The following is a 14,584-nucleotide window of genomic DNA, read 5'->3' on the forward strand; positions in this document are numbered from 1 at the left end:
GCGCGCCGCTACCCGTCACCCGAAGCGACACGCCATGTTCCGAAACATCCTGATCGTCTGCCACGCCAACGTCTGCCGCAGCCCGGCGGCGGAGCTGCTGTTCAAGTCGCATGCCGCGTCGCGCGGCGGGCCGCGCGTGGCGTTTCACTCGGCGGGCGTCGATGCGAACGTCGGCGAAGGCATCGATCCGGTGATGCGCCGGCTGCTCGCCGAGCGCGGCGTCGATGCGACGACGCATCGCTCGCGGCGCCTGTCCCGCGACATCGTGCGCGAAGCCGACCTGATTCTCGTCAGCGAGCGCGCGCAGATCGCGGCGGTCGAGTCGGTCGACCCGTTCTCGCGCGGCAAGGTGCACCTGCTCGGCAAGTGGGAAGACGCCGAGATCGCCGATCCGCACGGCGGCCCTGAAGCCGGCTATCGCCGAAGCTACACATTGATCGAACGTCTGGTTCAAGGATGGCTGCAAAAACTATGCTGAATCGTACGCTGCGCCCCGTGGCGCTCGCCGTTGCGCTGACGACGCTCCTGTCGGCCTGCGCGACCGCGCCGGGCAACTACCTCGATGCGTCGCGCCTGAAGGAAGAGGAGCGCGCGCAACCGTCCGAGACCTATACGGTCCACTACATCGACGCGAAGCTGATCATGGACCAGCTCCAGCAGCAGCGCGCGTCGCACCCGCTGCCGCCGTCGCGCTTCACGGACCCGTCGCAATACGTGTACCGCATCGGGCCGCAGGACATCCTCGGCGTGACGGTGTGGGACCACCCCGAGCTGACGACGCCGCAGGGCCAGTCGTTCTCGAGCGGCGGCAACACGACGCAGACGGTGGCCGGCGCGCTGCAGCAGCCGTATACGACGGCGCTGCCGGGCCAGGCCGATCCGTACGGCCAGACGGTCGGCGCGGACGGCACGATCTTCTTCCCGTTCGTCGGCCGCATCCGCGCGGCGGGCAAGACGATCGCGCAGGTGCGCGAAGAGCTGGCCACGAGCCTCGCACGCTACGTGAAGAATCCGCAGATCGACGTGCGCGTGCTGTCGTTCCGCAGCCAGAAGGTGCAGGTCACCGGCGAGGTGAAGCAGCCGGGCCCGCTCGCGGTGAGCGACGTGCCGCTCACGCTCGTCGACGCGATCTCGCGCTCGGGCGGCTCGACCGCCGAGGCCGACCTGCAGCGCGTGCGCCTGACGCGCGACGGCAAGTTCTACACGCTCGACGCGAACGGCGTGCTCGATCGCGGCGAGGTGTCGCAGAACGTGATGCTGCAGCCGGGCGACATCGTCAACGTGCCGGACCGCAGCGACAGCCGCGTGTACATCATGGGCGAAGTGAAGACGCCGGTCGCGGTGCCGATGATGAAGGGCAAGCTGACGATCGCCGATGCGCTGACGTCGGGCGGCGGCATCCTCGATACCGACGCGAACCCGCGCAAGATCTACGTGATGCGCGGGACGCGCGACAACCCGACCAAACCGGAAGTGTTCCGGCTCGACATGACGCAGCCTGACGCGCTGATGCTGTCGAGCCGCTTCCAGCTGCAGCCGCTCGATGTCGTGTACGTCGACACGGCGGGTTCGGTGCAGTTCAACCGCGTGCTGCAGCAGGTGCTGCCGACGATCCAGACGATCTTCTACATGAGGCAGATCACGCGTTGACGAATCGCGGGACGGCCCGGCCGTCCCTGCCCAACTCAAGCGGGAACGTATGGTGAACACGCAAGCGAAACAATCCTACGCGGGCCTGGCCGCGAAGACCGAGGAAGAAGACGTCGTGCTCGGTCAGTTGATCCAGGTGATCTTCGACGATTTCTGGACGCTGCTCGGCATCGCGGTGACCGTCGTCGCGCTCGCCGGCCTCTACTGCTTCATCGCGAAGCCGGTGTACCAGGCCGACGTGCACGTGCGGGTCGAGGGCAACGACAACACGTCGCAGGCGCTCACGCAGACGCAGACGGGCGCCGTCATCAACAGCGGCCCGCAGCAGGCGCCGACCGACGCGGAAATCGAGATCATCAAGAGCCGCGGCGTCGTCGCGCCGGTCGTCGAGCAGTTCAAGCTGAACTTCTCGGTGATGCCGAAGACGATCCCCGTGCTCGGCAGCCTGGCCGCGCGCTTCGCGACGCCGGGCGAGCCGGCCAACGCGTGGCTCGGCCTGAAGTCGTACGCGTGGGGCGGCGAGGTCGCCGACATCGACACGGTCAACGTCGTGCCGGCGCTCGAAGGCAAGAAGCTGACGCTGACCGCGGGGCCGAACGGCAGCTACACGCTCGCCGACCAGAACGGCGGCCGGATTCTCTCGGGCCGCGTCGGCGAAGCCGAGCAGGGCGGCGGCGTGACGCTGATGGTGTCGAAGCTGGCCGCGCGTCCGGGCACGCAGTTCACGGTGGTCCGGTACAACGACCTCGACGCGATCGCCGGGTTCCAGACCGGCATCCAGGTGACCGAGCAGGGCAAGCAGACCGGCGTCGTGCAGATCTCGCTCGAAGGCAAGGACCCGGAGCAGACCGCGGCGATCGCCAACGCGCTCGCGCAGTCGTACCTGAACCAGCACGTGGTCGCGAAGCAGGCCGAGGCGACCAAGATGCTCGACTTCCTGAAGGGCGAGGAGCCGCGCCTGAAGGCCGATCTCGAGCGCGCCGAGGCCGCGCTGACCAACTACCAGCGCACGTCGGGCTCGATCAACGCGAGCGACGAGGCGAAGGTCTACCTCGAAGGCAGCGTGCAGTACGAGCAGCAGATCGCCGCGCAGCGCCTGCAGCTCGCGTCGCTCGCGCAGCGTTTCACCGATTCGCATCCGATGGTGATCGCCGCGAAGCAGCAGCTCGGCCAGCTGCAGGCGGAGAAGGACAAGTTCTCGAACCGCTTCCGCAGCCTGCCGGCGACCGAGGTGAAGGCAGTCCAGCTCCAGCGCGACGCGAAGGTCGCCGAGGACATCTACGTGCTGCTGCTGAACCGCGTGCAGGAACTGTCGGTGCAGAAGGCGGGCACGGGCGGCAACATCCACCTGATCGACTCGGCGCTGCGTCCGGGCGCGCCGGTCAAGCCGAAGAAGGTGCTGATCCTGTCGGCCGCGGTGTTCCTCGGGCTGATCCTCGGCACGGGCATCGTGTTCCTGCGCCGCAACCTGTTCCAGGGCATCGAGGATCCGGACCGCATCGAGCGCGCGTTCAACCTGCCGCTGTACGGCCTCGTGCCGGAAAGCGCCGAGCAGGTGCGCCTCGACGCGCAGGCCGAGAAGAGCGGCAGCCGCGCGCGGCCGATCCTCGCGAGCCTGCGTCCGAAGGACCTGAGCGTCGAGAGCCTGCGCAGCCTGCGCACCGCGATGCAGTTCGCGCTGATGGACGCGAAGAACCGCGTGATCGTGCTGACCGGCCCGACGCCGGGCATCGGCAAGAGCTTCCTCGCGGTCAACCTCGCGGTGCTGCTCGCGCACTCCGGCAAGCGCGTGCTGCTGGTCGACGCCGACATGCGCCGCGGCCTGCTCGACCGCTACTTCGGCCTCACGCCGCAGCCCGGCCTGTCCGAGCTGCTGAGCGACCAGTCGCCGCTCGAGGACGCGATCCGCGAGACGCCGGTGCAGGGCCTGTCGTTCATCGGGGCCGGCACGCGCCCGCCGAACCCGTCGGAGCTGCTGATGTCGGCGCGTCTGCCGCAGTACCTCGAAGGCCTCGGCAAGCGCTACGACGTGGTGCTGGTCGATTCGCCGCCGGTGCTGGCCGTGACCGACGCGACGATCTTCGGCCGCATGGCGGGCTCGACGTTCCTCGTGCTGCGCTCGGGCATGCATACCGAAGGCGAGATCGGCGACGCGATCAAGCGGCTGCGTACCGCGGGCGTCGACCTGCAGGGCGGCATCTTCAACGGCGTGCCGCCGAAGGCGCGCGGCTATGGCCGCGGCTATGCGGCCGTGCATGAATACCTGAGCGCCTGACCGGCTGGAGGCTCGACGATGAAAATTTCCGTGCTCGTTCCGACCTACCGGCGTCCGGCCGATCTCGCGCGCTGCCTGCATGCGCTGCAGCGCCAGGCGCGGATGCCCGACGAGGTGATCGTCGTCGCGCGCCCGGAAGACGACGCGACGCACGAGCGGCTCGCCGATCCGTCGGTGGGCGGCACGCTGCCGCTGCGCGTCGTGCCGGTCGACGTGCCGGGGCAGGTCGCCGCGCTGAACAAGGGCCTCGACTCGGTGCACGGCGACATCGTCGCGATCACCGACGACGACGCCGCGCCGCATCCCGACTGGCTCGCGCGCATCGAAGCCGCGTTTCTCGCCGATCCGCGCGTCGGCGCCGTCGGCGGGCGCGACTGGGTGCACGAGAAAGGCCGCCTGCTCGACGAATCGCGCGAGCGCGTCGGCCAGCTCACGCTGTCCGGCAAGATCATCGGCAATCATCATCTCGGCGTCGGCGGCGTGCGCGAAGTCGACACGCTGAAGGGCGCGAACATGAGCTTCCGGCGCGCGGCGATCGAGCGGCTGCGCTTCGATACGCGGCTGCGCGGCGCGGGCGCGCAGGTGCACAACGACATGGCGTTCAGCATGCGCGTGCAGCGCGCCGGCTGGACGCTCGTCTACGACCCGGCGATCGCGGTCGATCACTTTCCGGCCGAGCGCTTCGACGACGACCGGCGCGACGCCGCGTCGCTGAACGCGATCAGCAACGGCGCGTACAACCTGCATCTGACGCTGCGCGAGCATCTGCCGCCGATCCGGCGCGAGATCGCGTGGTGGTGGTGGATGCTGGTCGGCACCCGCGTGTACCCGGGGCTTGCGCACCTGCTGCTGTCGCTGCATACCGCGCAGCGCGACCGCGTGCGCGACCACTGGCGCGCGGTGCGGCGCGGCGCGCGCGACGCCCGCCGCGCGACCCTGGCCTCCCACCGTGCGGCGATGCCGCCGGTGACGTCTTGAACGGCCCGCGCGCGTTTCGCGCGGCCAAATCTGGAGGGCTCGCATGACTCCCACGAAAGTGCACGTCCATCTGTTTTACGGCGCCGATCCGCGCACGTACCGCAAAGGCGACGACATCGGCTGCCTGTACGGCTATCACCACGCCGAATCGGACGAATTCACGCTGACCTATTCGCAGGACGCGCGCGAGAGCCGCGTGGTCGGCTTCGCGCGCCGCGCGCTGAAGGCGGCGCTCGGCTTCGACGTCGTGCATGCGTGGCGCAACCGCGCCGCGCTGATCGGCACCGACGTGATCTGGACGCACACCGAGCAGGAGCACCTCGCCGCGTCGCTGATCCTGAAGCTGGCGGGCGAGCGGGGCAAGCGTCCACTGCTGCTCGCGCAGAGCGTGTGGCTGTACGACAAATGGAGCGGCTACGGCCGCCTGCGCCGCTGGCTGTATCGCAAGCTGCTCGCGCGCGCCGACGTGCTGACGACGCTCGCGCGCGACAACGCCCAGCTGTGCCGCCGCTATCTGCATCGCGACGCGCTGTTCGTCCATTACGGGCTCAACACGCAGGATTTCCCGATCGCCGAGCCGCGGCAATGGACGCCGAGCCGGCCGCTGCGCATCGCGGCGATCGGCAACGACCGCGATCGCGACTGGCGCACCTTCCTCGCCGCGTTCGGCGGCGACGACCGCTACGACGTGCGGCTCGCGACGCGCCGGCGCGTGCCGCGCGAATGGCGCGCGCCGAACGTGACGATCGGCTCGGCGTCCGGGCTCGCGAAGCAGCACGAGCTGTATGCGTGGGCCGACGTGATCGTCGTGCCGCTGCGGCCGAACTACCATGCGTCGGGCATCACGGTGATGCTCGAGGCGGCCGCGGTCGGCAAGCCGATGATCGTGTCCGACGTCGGCGGGCTCGTCGACTACTTCCCGCACGATACGGCCGCCTACGTGCCGCCGTTCGATGCGCAGGCGATGCGCCAGGCGGCCGACGGCTTCGCGGCGGACCCGCGCCGCGCGCTCGCGACCGCGCAGGCCGCGGCTGCGCGGCTGCGCGAGCGTGACCTGACGACGCAGGCGTTCGCCGCGCAGCACGTGCGGATCACGCGCGACCTGCTGCGCCAGCGCCGCACGCCGGCGGCGGCCGGCATGGCGCTGCCGCTCGCGGATTCGCAGCCTTCGTCGCGATGAGTACGATCGCCGCCGAACGCGCGCCGTCGCGCAGCCGCAGCTGGTTCGCGGAGCCGAAGCACTGGGCCGGGCAGGCCGGGCTGTGGACCTTGACGGCCGTGCTGATCGCCGCGCACCAGGGATCGGTGCTGACGCTCGCGTTCCCGGTTCTGTCGATCGCGGTGGGCCTGTGGCTGTATTTCAAGAGTCCGGCGCGCTACGTCGGCTTCATGTGGTGGGTGTGGTTCCTGAGCCCCGAGGTGCGGCGTCTCGCCGACTGGTCGAAGGGCGCGTTCACGCCGACCAGCCTGATCCAGGTCGCGCCGCTCGCGGTGACGATGATCGCCGGCCTCGGCCTCGTGCGCCATTACCGCGTGCTCGCGCAGCGGCGCGGGATACCCGTGCTGCTGATCCTGTTCGGGCTCGCGTACGCGTACCTCGTCGGCATCGTGTCGAGCGGCGTGATGGCCGCGACCTACGACCTCGCGAACTGGGTGTATCCGCTGCTGATCGGCTTTCACATCATGGTCAACGCGCGCGACTACCCCGAATATCGCGACGTGCTGCTGTCCACCTTCATGTGGGGCATGCTCGTGATGGGCGCATACGGCGTCGTGCAGTACTTCCTGATGCCGCAGTGGGACGTGCTGTGGATGGTCGGCTCGCAGATGGGCTCGCAGGGCGAGCCCGTGCCGTACGGCGTGCGCGTGTTCAGCACGATGAACTCGTCGGGGCCGTTTGCGTTCGCGATGATGGGCGCGCTGGTGTTCGTGCTCGCCGCGCCGCAGAAGATCCGCTGGGTGGCGGGGGCGATGGGCTTCATCTCGTTCGCGCTGTGCCTCGTGCGCTCGACGTGGGGCGGCTGGGTGATCGCGCTCGCGATCCAGCTCGTGCAGTCGAGCAACCGCGTGCGGGTGCGGATCATCGTCAGCGGGCTCGTGCTGGCCGGGCTGTGCGTGCCGCTGCTGACCGTCGGGCCGGTCGCCGACCGTCTCGGCGCGCGCCTGCAGTCGATCACGAACCTGAAGGACGACCGCAGCTACGACGACCGCAACAAGTTCTACGCGACCTTCGCGCAGACGGCATTTACCGACGTCGCCGGCGAAGGCATGGGCGCGACCGGCGCATCGACCAAGCTGTCGAGCGACAGCGGCGAGCTCGGCAAGTACGGCAGCTTCGACAGCGGCGTGATGAACGTGCCGTTCGTGCTCGGCTGGCCCGGCACGCTGCTGTATCTCGCGGGGCTCGTGCTGCTGCTCGGCCGCACGCTGCGCGCGGCGTTCAGGCTGCGCAAGGACAAGTTCGTCGGCGCCTGCCTGAGCCTGTGCCTGTCGGTATTCGCGATGCTCGTGTTCACGAACTCGCTGATCGGCACCGGCGGGCTGCTGCTGTTCACCGCCATTTTTTCGATTCTTTCCGCGGCGCACTGGCAGAAGGCCCGGCGCCAGTCATCCGCCGCGACCTTAACGGGAGCCGACCATTGAGAATCGTGATCGTCACGCATGTCGTGCGTCATAACGACGGGCAGGGCCGCGTCAACTACGAGATCGCCCGCGCGGCGCTGGCCGAGGACTACGAGGTGACGCTCGTCGCGTCGCACGTCGCGCCCGAGCTGCTCGCGAACCACCGGGTGCGCTGGGTGCCCGTGAAGGTCGGGCGCTTCTGGCCGTCGAACCTCGTCAGGCAGCAGGTGTTCGCGCTGAAGAGCGCGTGGTGGCTGCGCGCGCATCGCGGCGAATACGACGTGCTGCACGTGAACGGCTTCATCTCGTGGATCAGGGCCGACGTGAACACCGCGCACTTCGTGCACGGCGGCTGGTTCAAGAGCCCGTATTACCCGTTCGGGCTGACCAAGGGCCTGTGGTCCGCCTACCAGTACGTCTACACGCGCGTGAACACCGCGCTCGAACGCTGGGCGTACCGGCGCTCGCGCGCGATCACCGCGGTGTCGCAGAAGGTGGCCGACGAGATCCGCGGGCTCGGCATCGACGGCGGCAAGATCAGCGTGATCTACAACGGCGTCGACGCCGGCGCATTCGCGGATGCGCAGCCCGACCGCGCGGCGTTCGCGCTGCCGGCCGGCGCGTTCCTGCTGCTGTTCGTCGGCGACCTGCGCACGCCGCGCAAGAACCTCGGCACCGTGCTGAAGGCGCTGACGACGCTGCCGGAGAACGTGCATCTCGCGGTCGCGGGCTACCTGCCCGGCAGCCCGTATCCGGACGAGGCGCGCGCGCTCGGGCTCGGCAAGCGCGTGCATTTCCTCGGGCTCGTCAGGAACATGCCGACCCTGATGCGCTCGGTCGACGCGTACGTGTTTCCGTCGCGCTACGAGGCGATGAGCCTGTCGCTGCTCGAGGCGATGGCGGCCGGCCTGCCGGTCGTCACCGCGCGCACCGCGGGCGGCGCCGAGATCATCACGCGCGAGTGCGGGATCGTGCTCGACGATCCCGACGATCCGGCCGCGCTTGCGCAGGCGATCGGCACGCTCGCGGCGTCGCGCGACGCGTGCCGCGCGATGGGCGCGGCGGCGCGCGACCTGATGTCCCGTTTCGGCTGGGCGCACATGGGCGCCCAGTATGTCGCGCTTTACCGGCGCATCGGCCAACCCTCGCAGCCGACCGCCTTCGGGCATGTCGAGCATGCAGTCACGCAGGAGCAATCGTGATGTCTCATTCCACCCGGCCGATCAAATCGCTGCAGATCGGCATGCACTGGTTTCCCGAACGTGCGGGCGGCCTCGACCGGATGTATTACTCGCTCGTCGGCGCGCTGCCCGGCGCGGGCGTCGAGGTGCGCGGGCTCGTCGCGGGCTCCGAGCGCAGGTCGCGAACGACACCGGCGGCGCGATCCGCGGCTTCGGCCCGGCCGAGCAGCCGCTCGCGCGCCGGATGCTGGCCGCGCGCCGCGCGCTGCGCGACGTGATCCGCACCGAGCGGCCCGACGTGATCTCGTCGCATTTCGCGCTGTATACGTTCCCCGGCCTCGACGTCACGCGCGGGATTCCGCAGGTGTCGCATTTCCAGGGGCCATGGGCCGACGAGAGCCAGGTCGAGGGCGCCGCGTCGCTCGGGCAGCGCGCGAAGCGCTATCTCGAGCATGCCGTGTATGCGCGCTCGTCACGGCTGATCGTGCTGTCGCAGGCGTTCGGCCAGATCCTGACGAGCCGCTACGACATCGATCCGGAGCGCGTGCGCGTGATCCCGGGCTGCGTCGACACCGCGCAGTTCGACACGCCGCTCGCGCCCGCTCAGGCGCGGCACAAGCTGCAGCTGCCGCAGGACCGGCCGATCGTGCTCGCGGTGCGGCGGCTCGTGCGGCGCATGGGGCTCGAGGATCTGATCGACGCGGTCGGCCTCGTCAAGCGCCGCCATCCGGACGTGCTGCTGCTGATCGCCGGCAAGGGCAAGCTCGCCGAGGAACTGCAGCAGCGGATCGACGCGGCGGGGCTGCAGGACAACGTGAAGCTGCTCGGCTTCGTGCCCGACCATCATCTCGCGGCGCTGTATCGCGCGGCGACGGTCAGCGTCGTGCCGACGGTCGCGCTCGAGGGCTTCGGGCTGATCACCGTCGAATCGCTCGCATCCGGCACGCCGGTGCTGGTCACGCCGATCGGCGGGCTGCCGGAGGCGGTCGCCGGGCTGTCCGACGATCTGGTGCTGCCGTCGACGGGCGCGGACGCGATCGCGGAAGGGCTCGGCGCGGCGTTGTCGGGCGCGATCGCGCTGCCGGACGAAGCCGCGTGCAAGCGCTATGCACGCGATCATTTCGACAACGCGGTGATCGCGCGGCGCGTCGCCGGCGTCTACGACGAGGCGATCCGCGCGGCCAGCTGAGCGCGCGACGCGTGACGCGTGACGCACCGCGACCGGCGCGCAGGGCGACCTCGCGCCGGGGCACGGACCGGCTCGCCCGACTTCGGCGAGCCGTTTTTTTCGTTCGTTGCATGGCCGCCGCGCGGGCGGCGCGACGTGTTCGGCGTGTGCTATCGGCGCTCGAGCGTCGCGGCCCATACGCACGACGCGGCCACGCTGACCGCCGCGCCGAGTGCGCAGACGCCGAGCCAGCCCGCGTGCGCATATGCGATCGTCGACGCGAGCGCGCCGAGCCCGCTGCCGACCGAGTAGAACAGCATGTAGCAGCCGACGAGGCGCGCGTGCGCGTCCGGGCGCGCGCCGAGGATCATGCTCTGGTTGACGACGTGAATCGCCTGCCCGCCGATGTCGAGCAGGACGATGCCGACGATCAGCAGCGGAATCGACGACGTCGTGAACGCGAGCGGCAGCCACGACGCGACGAGCAGCACCAGCGCCGCGCCGGTCGTCGCCTGGCCGAGGCCGCGATCGGCGAGCCGTCCCGCGCGCGCGGCGGCCGCCGCGCCCAGCGCGCCGACGAGGCCGAACGCGCCGATGGCCGTATGCGACATCGCATGCGGCGGCGCGCTGAGCGGCAGCACCAGCGCGCTCCAGAAGATGCTGAAGGCAGCGAACATCAGCAGCGCGAGCATGCCGCGCACCTGCAGCACGCGGTCGCGGCGCAGCAGGAATCCCATCGATGCGAGCAGCGCCGCATAGCCGATGCGCTCGCGCGGCGCGTCGATGGCCGGCAACAGGCGGGCGAGCGCCGCGAGCATCGCGAGCGCGGCCGCGCCCGACACCAGATACACCGCGCGCCAGCCGGCGAGGTCCGTCACCACACCCGCGAGCGAGCGTGCGGCGAGCAGCCCGATCACGACGCCGCCCTGCGCGGCGCCCACCACGCGCCCGCGCTCGCCGTCGCCCGCGAGCGCCGCCGCGCAGGCGATCAGGCCCTGGGTCATCGCGGTGCCGAGCAGGCCGAGCGCGACCATGCCGGCCAGCAACGCGATGCGTGTCGACGCCGTGGCCACGCACGCGCATGCCGCCGCCAGCAGGACGAGTTGCACGGCGAGCAGCCGCTTGCGGTTCAGCAGGTCGCCGAGCGGGACCACGAACAGCAGCGCGAGCGCGCAGCCGAGCTGCGTCGCGGTGACGACGCCGCCGACTTCGGCATGCGGTATCGCGAAGTCGCGCGCGATCGAATCGAGCAGCGGCTGCGCGTAGTAGACGTTCGCGACGCTCGCCGCGCAGCAGGCGGCGAGCAGCGCGACGGTCGCGGTCGGCACGCGGGCCTGGTTCGCGGCGCGCGGCGGCGCAGCCGACGCGGCCAGGTCGGAGCAGCAGGACGATTCCATCGGCGTTCTCACTCAAGTAGTTGCAAATAGAAACCTGTTGGAGTGTAGAAAAACAAGTTTTAAAATGCAACTGAAAAGCGTCGGGCGACGGGCCCGCGCATCGAGGGCGGCCCACGCGGCCGAAAGGAAAGCGGAGAGCAATATGGCCAGACAGAGAAGTCTGGCGGATTCGCCGTGCCCGGTGGCGCGGGCGACCGACATCGTCGGCGACCGGTGGGCGCTCCTGATCGTGCGCGACGCGTTCGACGGCGTGCGCCGCTTCGGCGATTTCCGTGCGAGCCTCGGCGTGGCGAGCAACATCCTGTCGGACCGGCTCAGGATGCTGGTGGAGGCCGGCGTGTTCGAGGTCGTGCCGGCGTCGGACGGCACCGCGTACCAGGAGTACGCGCTGACGAAGAAGGGCGAGGGGCTGTTTCCGGTGATCGTGATGCTGCGCCAGTGGGGCGAAGCGAACCTGTTCGAGCGCGGCGAGCCGCATTCGGTGCTGGTCGACCGCAAGACCGGCCGCGCGCTGCGCAAGATCGCGTTGCGGCACGACGACGGGCGCGCGGTGAAGGCGGCGGAAACGTTCGTGCGCAAGGTCGTCGACGATTCGAACGGGCCGCGCTGACGCGCGGCTGCGCATCGCGCAATCGCGGTTGGCGTCTGCGATCGGCCGGCTCGTCGTGCGCCGACGATGGACCTGCCGATCAGTCCGCGGCCGACACCGGCCGACGTGCGGCCGCCGCGTCGCGATGTGGGTCGCGATGCGCGTCGCGCCGCACCAGCGTCGCGAGCAACGCGGCGGCGATCAGCAGCGCTACCGACACGGCGGTTTCGACGCGCAGGCCGTGGACGGTCTGCGCTGCGCCGCCCGCGCCGGTGAGCGCGCCGAAGGCGGCGACGCCCATCGCGCCGCCCGCCTGACGCGCGGTGTTCAACACGGCCGACGCGATGCCCGCGCGCGCGGGCTCGACCGACGCGAGCACGGCCGTCGTCATCGCCGGCACCGCGAAGCCCATGCCGGCCGGGATCAGCAGGAACGGCACGAGCAGCAGCGGCAGCGGCGTCTGCGCGTCGACGAAATGCAGCGATCCGTAGCCGACGGCCGCGACCAGCGCACCGGCCAACATCGGCATGCGCGGGCCGTCATGCGCGACCGCGCGGCCGCTCGCCAGATTCGACAGCAGGAAGCCGCCCGTCAGCGGCAGGAACGCGAGGCCCGCCTGCAGCGCCGTTTCGCCGCGCACGCGCTGCAGATACAGCGCGAGCACGAACACGGTGCCGTAATAGGTGAGGTTCACGCAGACGCCGAACAGCACGGCCGCGCTGAACGTGCGGCGACGGAACAGCGACAGCGGCAGCATCGGCGCCGTGCTGCGCGCCTCGACCGCGACGAACGCGAGCGCGGCGAGTGCCGCCACCGCGAAGCCGCCCGCGACGACCGGATGCACGAAGCCGAGCGGCCGCCATTCGATCACGGCGGCGGTCAGCGCGGTGAGCATCGCGATCGCGATCAGTTGGCCGCGTACGTCGAGCAGGCGCGCGGCGGCCGGCGGCGGCGCCGCATCGGCGCGCCGCGCGGGCACCCACGCGAACGTGGCCGCGAGCCCCGCCGCGCACAGCGGCAGATTCACGAGGAAGATGCCGCGCCAGCCCCAGGCGGCGATCAGCAGCCCGCCCACCACCGGGCCGGCGGCGATCGAGATCGATCCCGCGGCCGTCCATGCACCGACGGCGCGCGCGCGTAGCCGCGGGTCGTGCCGGCACGCGTCGTTGAGCAAGGCGAGCGAATTCGGCAGCATTGCCGCCGCGCCGATGCCCTGCGCCGCGCGGGCGGCGATCAGCATCGCGGGCGAGACGGCAGCGCCGCACGCGAGCGACGCGACCGAGAACAGCACGAGGCCCGCGACGTACAGGCGGCGCGCGCCGAAGCGGTCGCCGAGCGCGCCGCCCGTCAGCATCAGCACCGCGAAGGCGAGCGTGTACGCATCGACGACCCACTGCAGCGCGGCGACCGGCAGGTGCAGATCGCCGGCGAGATGCGCGAGCGCGATGTTGACGATCGTAACGTCGAGCTGCGTGACGACGAAGCCGACGCTGACGGTCGCCACGACGCGTGCGAGCGCGGGCGGCAGGGCGGGGGAGCGTGACGTGTCCATGCGCGTATCGTAGGACGCGTCGGGTGCGGGATGTTTCGGCCTGCGGTGAAGTATCGATGTTGCTGAGGATGAGGATGCGAGGCGGCTGGCCGCGCGATGCGACGGCTTGACGGCAGCGCGTGTGCCCGATGCCACCGCCGATCAGGACGTGAAGCACGCAACGCCATGCGGATGTCGCGCGATGCGGCGGCTTGACAGCAGCGCGTGTGCCCGATGCCACCGCCGATGAGGACGTGAAGCAAGCAACGCCATGCGGGTGGCCGCGCGATGCGACGGCTTGACGGCAGCGCGTGTGCCCGACGCCACCGCCGATCAGGACGTGAAGCACGCAACGCCATGCGGATGTCGCGCGATGCGGCGGCTTGACAGCAGCAGCGCCCGAGCCGCCCCAAACCTTTCAGTGCCGCTCGCTGCGCCAGCGGCCCGGCGCGACGCCGAACCGTTTCGTGAACGCGTGCGTAAACGCGCTCTGGTCGGCGAAGCCGACCTGCCCGGCGATGTCCGCGAGCGGGTGCCGGCCGCCGGCGAGCAGGATCACCGCCGCGTCGAGACGCAGCCGCTGCAGGTAGCGGTGCGGGGTTTCGCCGAACGCGTCGACGAACAGCTGATGAAACCGGCGCATCCCGTAGCCGCAATGCGCGGCCAGATCGGCGATGCGCAGCGGCTCGGCGAGCCGCGCGCGCAGCCACTGGTCGATGCGCGCGAAATCGAGGCCCGCCGCGGGCGCGGCGAGGCTGGCGTCGTCGAGCAGCGCGTCGCACAGGCGCGCCGCAGCGTGCCACTGGAAACGATGCGCGGCCGCGCGCTGCGCGTCGCCGGCCGCGGCGTCGAGCCGTTCGGCGGCGGCCGCGACCTGCGCGACCAGCGCCGTCAGGCCCGGGTCGATCGACACGGCGCGTGCGCCGTCGAACAGCCGCCGCGGCACCGCGAGCGACGATGCGGGCAGGTCGAGCACGAGCTGGCGGTTGTCGCCGAGGCCCGCGTAATCGTGGCGCGAACCGGCCGGAATCAGCCACGCGGCGTGCCGGTCGATGCGCTGGCCGACGCCGTCCACCGCCATCACCATCGCGCCGTCCACGCCGAGCACGACCTGGTGGAAGTCGTGCATGTCCGACGCTTCCGACGCGTCGTAGCGGCGCAGTGCAAGGGTGGGGGACGCGACGCGTTCCATC

General features: G+C 70.7%; 11 protein-coding genes and 1 pseudogene. 9 read left to right on the forward strand and 3 right to left on the reverse strand.

Annotated elements, in window-relative coordinates:
- The first annotated feature begins 34 nt into the window (after window positions 1-34).
- The 8 genes and pseudogenes from WJ35_RS22135 to WJ35_RS22170 all read left to right on the forward strand — a co-directional run bounded on the left by WJ35_RS22135 (window position 35) and on the right by WJ35_RS22170 (window position 9,895).
- Window positions 35-478 carry a low molecular weight protein-tyrosine-phosphatase gene (locus WJ35_RS22135; RefSeq protein ID WP_010089093.1) on the forward strand — a complete coding sequence of 148 codons (444 nt, stop codon included), beginning with the start codon at window positions 35-37 and terminating at the stop codon, window positions 476-478.
- Window positions 472-1,650 carry a polysaccharide biosynthesis/export family protein gene (locus tag WJ35_RS22140; protein ID WP_060233790.1) on the forward strand — a complete coding sequence of 393 codons (1,179 nt, stop codon included), beginning with the start codon at window positions 472-474 and terminating at the stop codon, window positions 1,648-1,650. The genes WJ35_RS22135 and WJ35_RS22140 overlap by 7 nt, the downstream gene beginning before the upstream one ends.
- Window positions 1,651-1,699: 49 nt before the next feature.
- Window positions 1,700-3,925, forward strand: a complete 2,226-nt coding sequence (locus tag WJ35_RS22145; RefSeq protein WP_010089095.1) for a polysaccharide biosynthesis tyrosine autokinase — start codon at window positions 1,700-1,702, stop codon at window positions 3,923-3,925.
- An 18-nt stretch (window positions 3,926-3,943) separates the two neighbouring features.
- Window positions 3,944-4,903: a glycosyltransferase family 2 protein gene (locus WJ35_RS22150; protein ID WP_045564559.1), complete on the forward strand. Its 960-nt coding sequence runs from the start codon at window positions 3,944-3,946 to the stop codon at window positions 4,901-4,903.
- Window positions 4,904-4,946: 43 nt separating this feature from the next.
- On the forward strand, window positions 4,947-6,083 hold the full coding sequence (locus WJ35_RS22155) for a glycosyltransferase family 4 protein (RefSeq protein ID WP_069240016.1): 1,137 nt from the start codon (window positions 4,947-4,949) through the stop codon (window positions 6,081-6,083).
- Complete coding sequence (locus WJ35_RS22160; protein WP_069240017.1) at window positions 6,080-7,546, forward strand: glucose-6-phosphate isomerase; 1,467 nt, start codon at window positions 6,080-6,082, stop codon at window positions 7,544-7,546. Before WJ35_RS22155 ends, WJ35_RS22160 begins: the two co-directional genes overlap by 4 nt.
- Window positions 7,543-8,727 (forward strand): glycosyltransferase family 4 protein, encoded by a 1,185-nt coding sequence (locus WJ35_RS22165; protein WP_060233793.1) that lies wholly within the window; start codon window positions 7,543-7,545, stop codon window positions 8,725-8,727. The genes WJ35_RS22160 and WJ35_RS22165 overlap by 4 nt, the downstream gene beginning before the upstream one ends.
- Window positions 8,727-9,895: pseudogene (locus tag WJ35_RS22170) on the forward strand (glycosyltransferase family 4 protein). Before WJ35_RS22165 ends, WJ35_RS22170 begins: the two are co-directional and overlap by 1 nt.
- A 149-nt stretch (window positions 9,896-10,044) precedes the next feature.
- Here the strand turns inward: WJ35_RS22170 and WJ35_RS22175 are convergent.
- Window positions 10,045-11,271 (reverse strand): MFS transporter, encoded by a 1,227-nt coding sequence (locus WJ35_RS22175; protein ID WP_069240018.1) that lies wholly within the window; start codon window positions 11,269-11,271, stop codon window positions 10,045-10,047.
- Window positions 11,272-11,413: 142 nt separating this feature from the next.
- Here WJ35_RS22175 and WJ35_RS22180 point away from each other — a divergent pair, with 142 nt between their 5' ends.
- Entirely contained in the window at window positions 11,414-11,881 is a 468-nt protein-coding gene (locus tag WJ35_RS22180; protein WP_069240019.1) for a winged helix-turn-helix transcriptional regulator, read from the forward strand.
- 79 nt (window positions 11,882-11,960) lie between these two features.
- Here WJ35_RS22180 and WJ35_RS22185 read toward each other — a convergent pair whose 3' ends face one another.
- On the reverse strand, window positions 11,961-13,412 hold the full coding sequence (locus WJ35_RS22185) for an MFS transporter (protein ID WP_011881545.1): 1,452 nt from the start codon (window positions 13,410-13,412) through the stop codon (window positions 11,961-11,963).
- A 397-nt stretch (window positions 13,413-13,809) separates the two neighbouring features.
- Window positions 13,810-14,583: an AraC family transcriptional regulator gene (locus WJ35_RS22190; RefSeq protein ID WP_069240020.1), complete on the reverse strand. Its 774-nt coding sequence runs from the start codon at window positions 14,581-14,583 to the stop codon at window positions 13,810-13,812.
- Window position 14,584: the final 1 nt, after the last annotated feature.

The organism is Burkholderia ubonensis (assembly GCF_001718695.1).
Taxonomy (GTDB): domain Bacteria; phylum Pseudomonadota; class Gammaproteobacteria; order Burkholderiales; family Burkholderiaceae; genus Burkholderia; species Burkholderia ubonensis_B.

Coding starts and splice junctions, on each gene's coding strand:
- WJ35_RS22145 (WP_010089095.1), top strand. CDS start 1,700: ATGGTGAACACGCAAGCGAAACAATCCTACGCGGGCCTGGCCGCGAAG.
- WJ35_RS22160 (WP_069240017.1), top strand. CDS start 6,080: ATGAGTACGATCGCCGCCGAACGCGCGCCGTCGCGCAGCCGCAGCTGG.
- WJ35_RS22135 (WP_010089093.1), top strand. CDS start 35: ATGTTCCGAAACATCCTGATCGTCTGCCACGCCAACGTCTGCCGCAGC.
- WJ35_RS22175 (WP_069240018.1), bottom strand. CDS start 11,271: ATGGAATCGTCCTGCTGCTCCGACCTGGCCGCGTCGGCTGCGCCGCCG.
- WJ35_RS22180 (WP_069240019.1), top strand. CDS start 11,414: ATGGCCAGACAGAGAAGTCTGGCGGATTCGCCGTGCCCGGTGGCGCGG.
- WJ35_RS22150 (WP_045564559.1), top strand. CDS start 3,944: ATGAAAATTTCCGTGCTCGTTCCGACCTACCGGCGTCCGGCCGATCTC.
- WJ35_RS22190 (WP_069240020.1), bottom strand. CDS start 14,583: ATGGAACGCGTCGCGTCCCCCACCCTTGCACTGCGCCGCTACGACGCG.
- WJ35_RS22185 (WP_011881545.1), bottom strand. CDS start 13,412: ATGGACACGTCACGCTCCCCCGCCCTGCCGCCCGCGCTCGCACGCGTC.
- WJ35_RS22140 (WP_060233790.1), top strand. CDS start 472: ATGCTGAATCGTACGCTGCGCCCCGTGGCGCTCGCCGTTGCGCTGACG.
- WJ35_RS22155 (WP_069240016.1), top strand. CDS start 4,947: ATGACTCCCACGAAAGTGCACGTCCATCTGTTTTACGGCGCCGATCCG.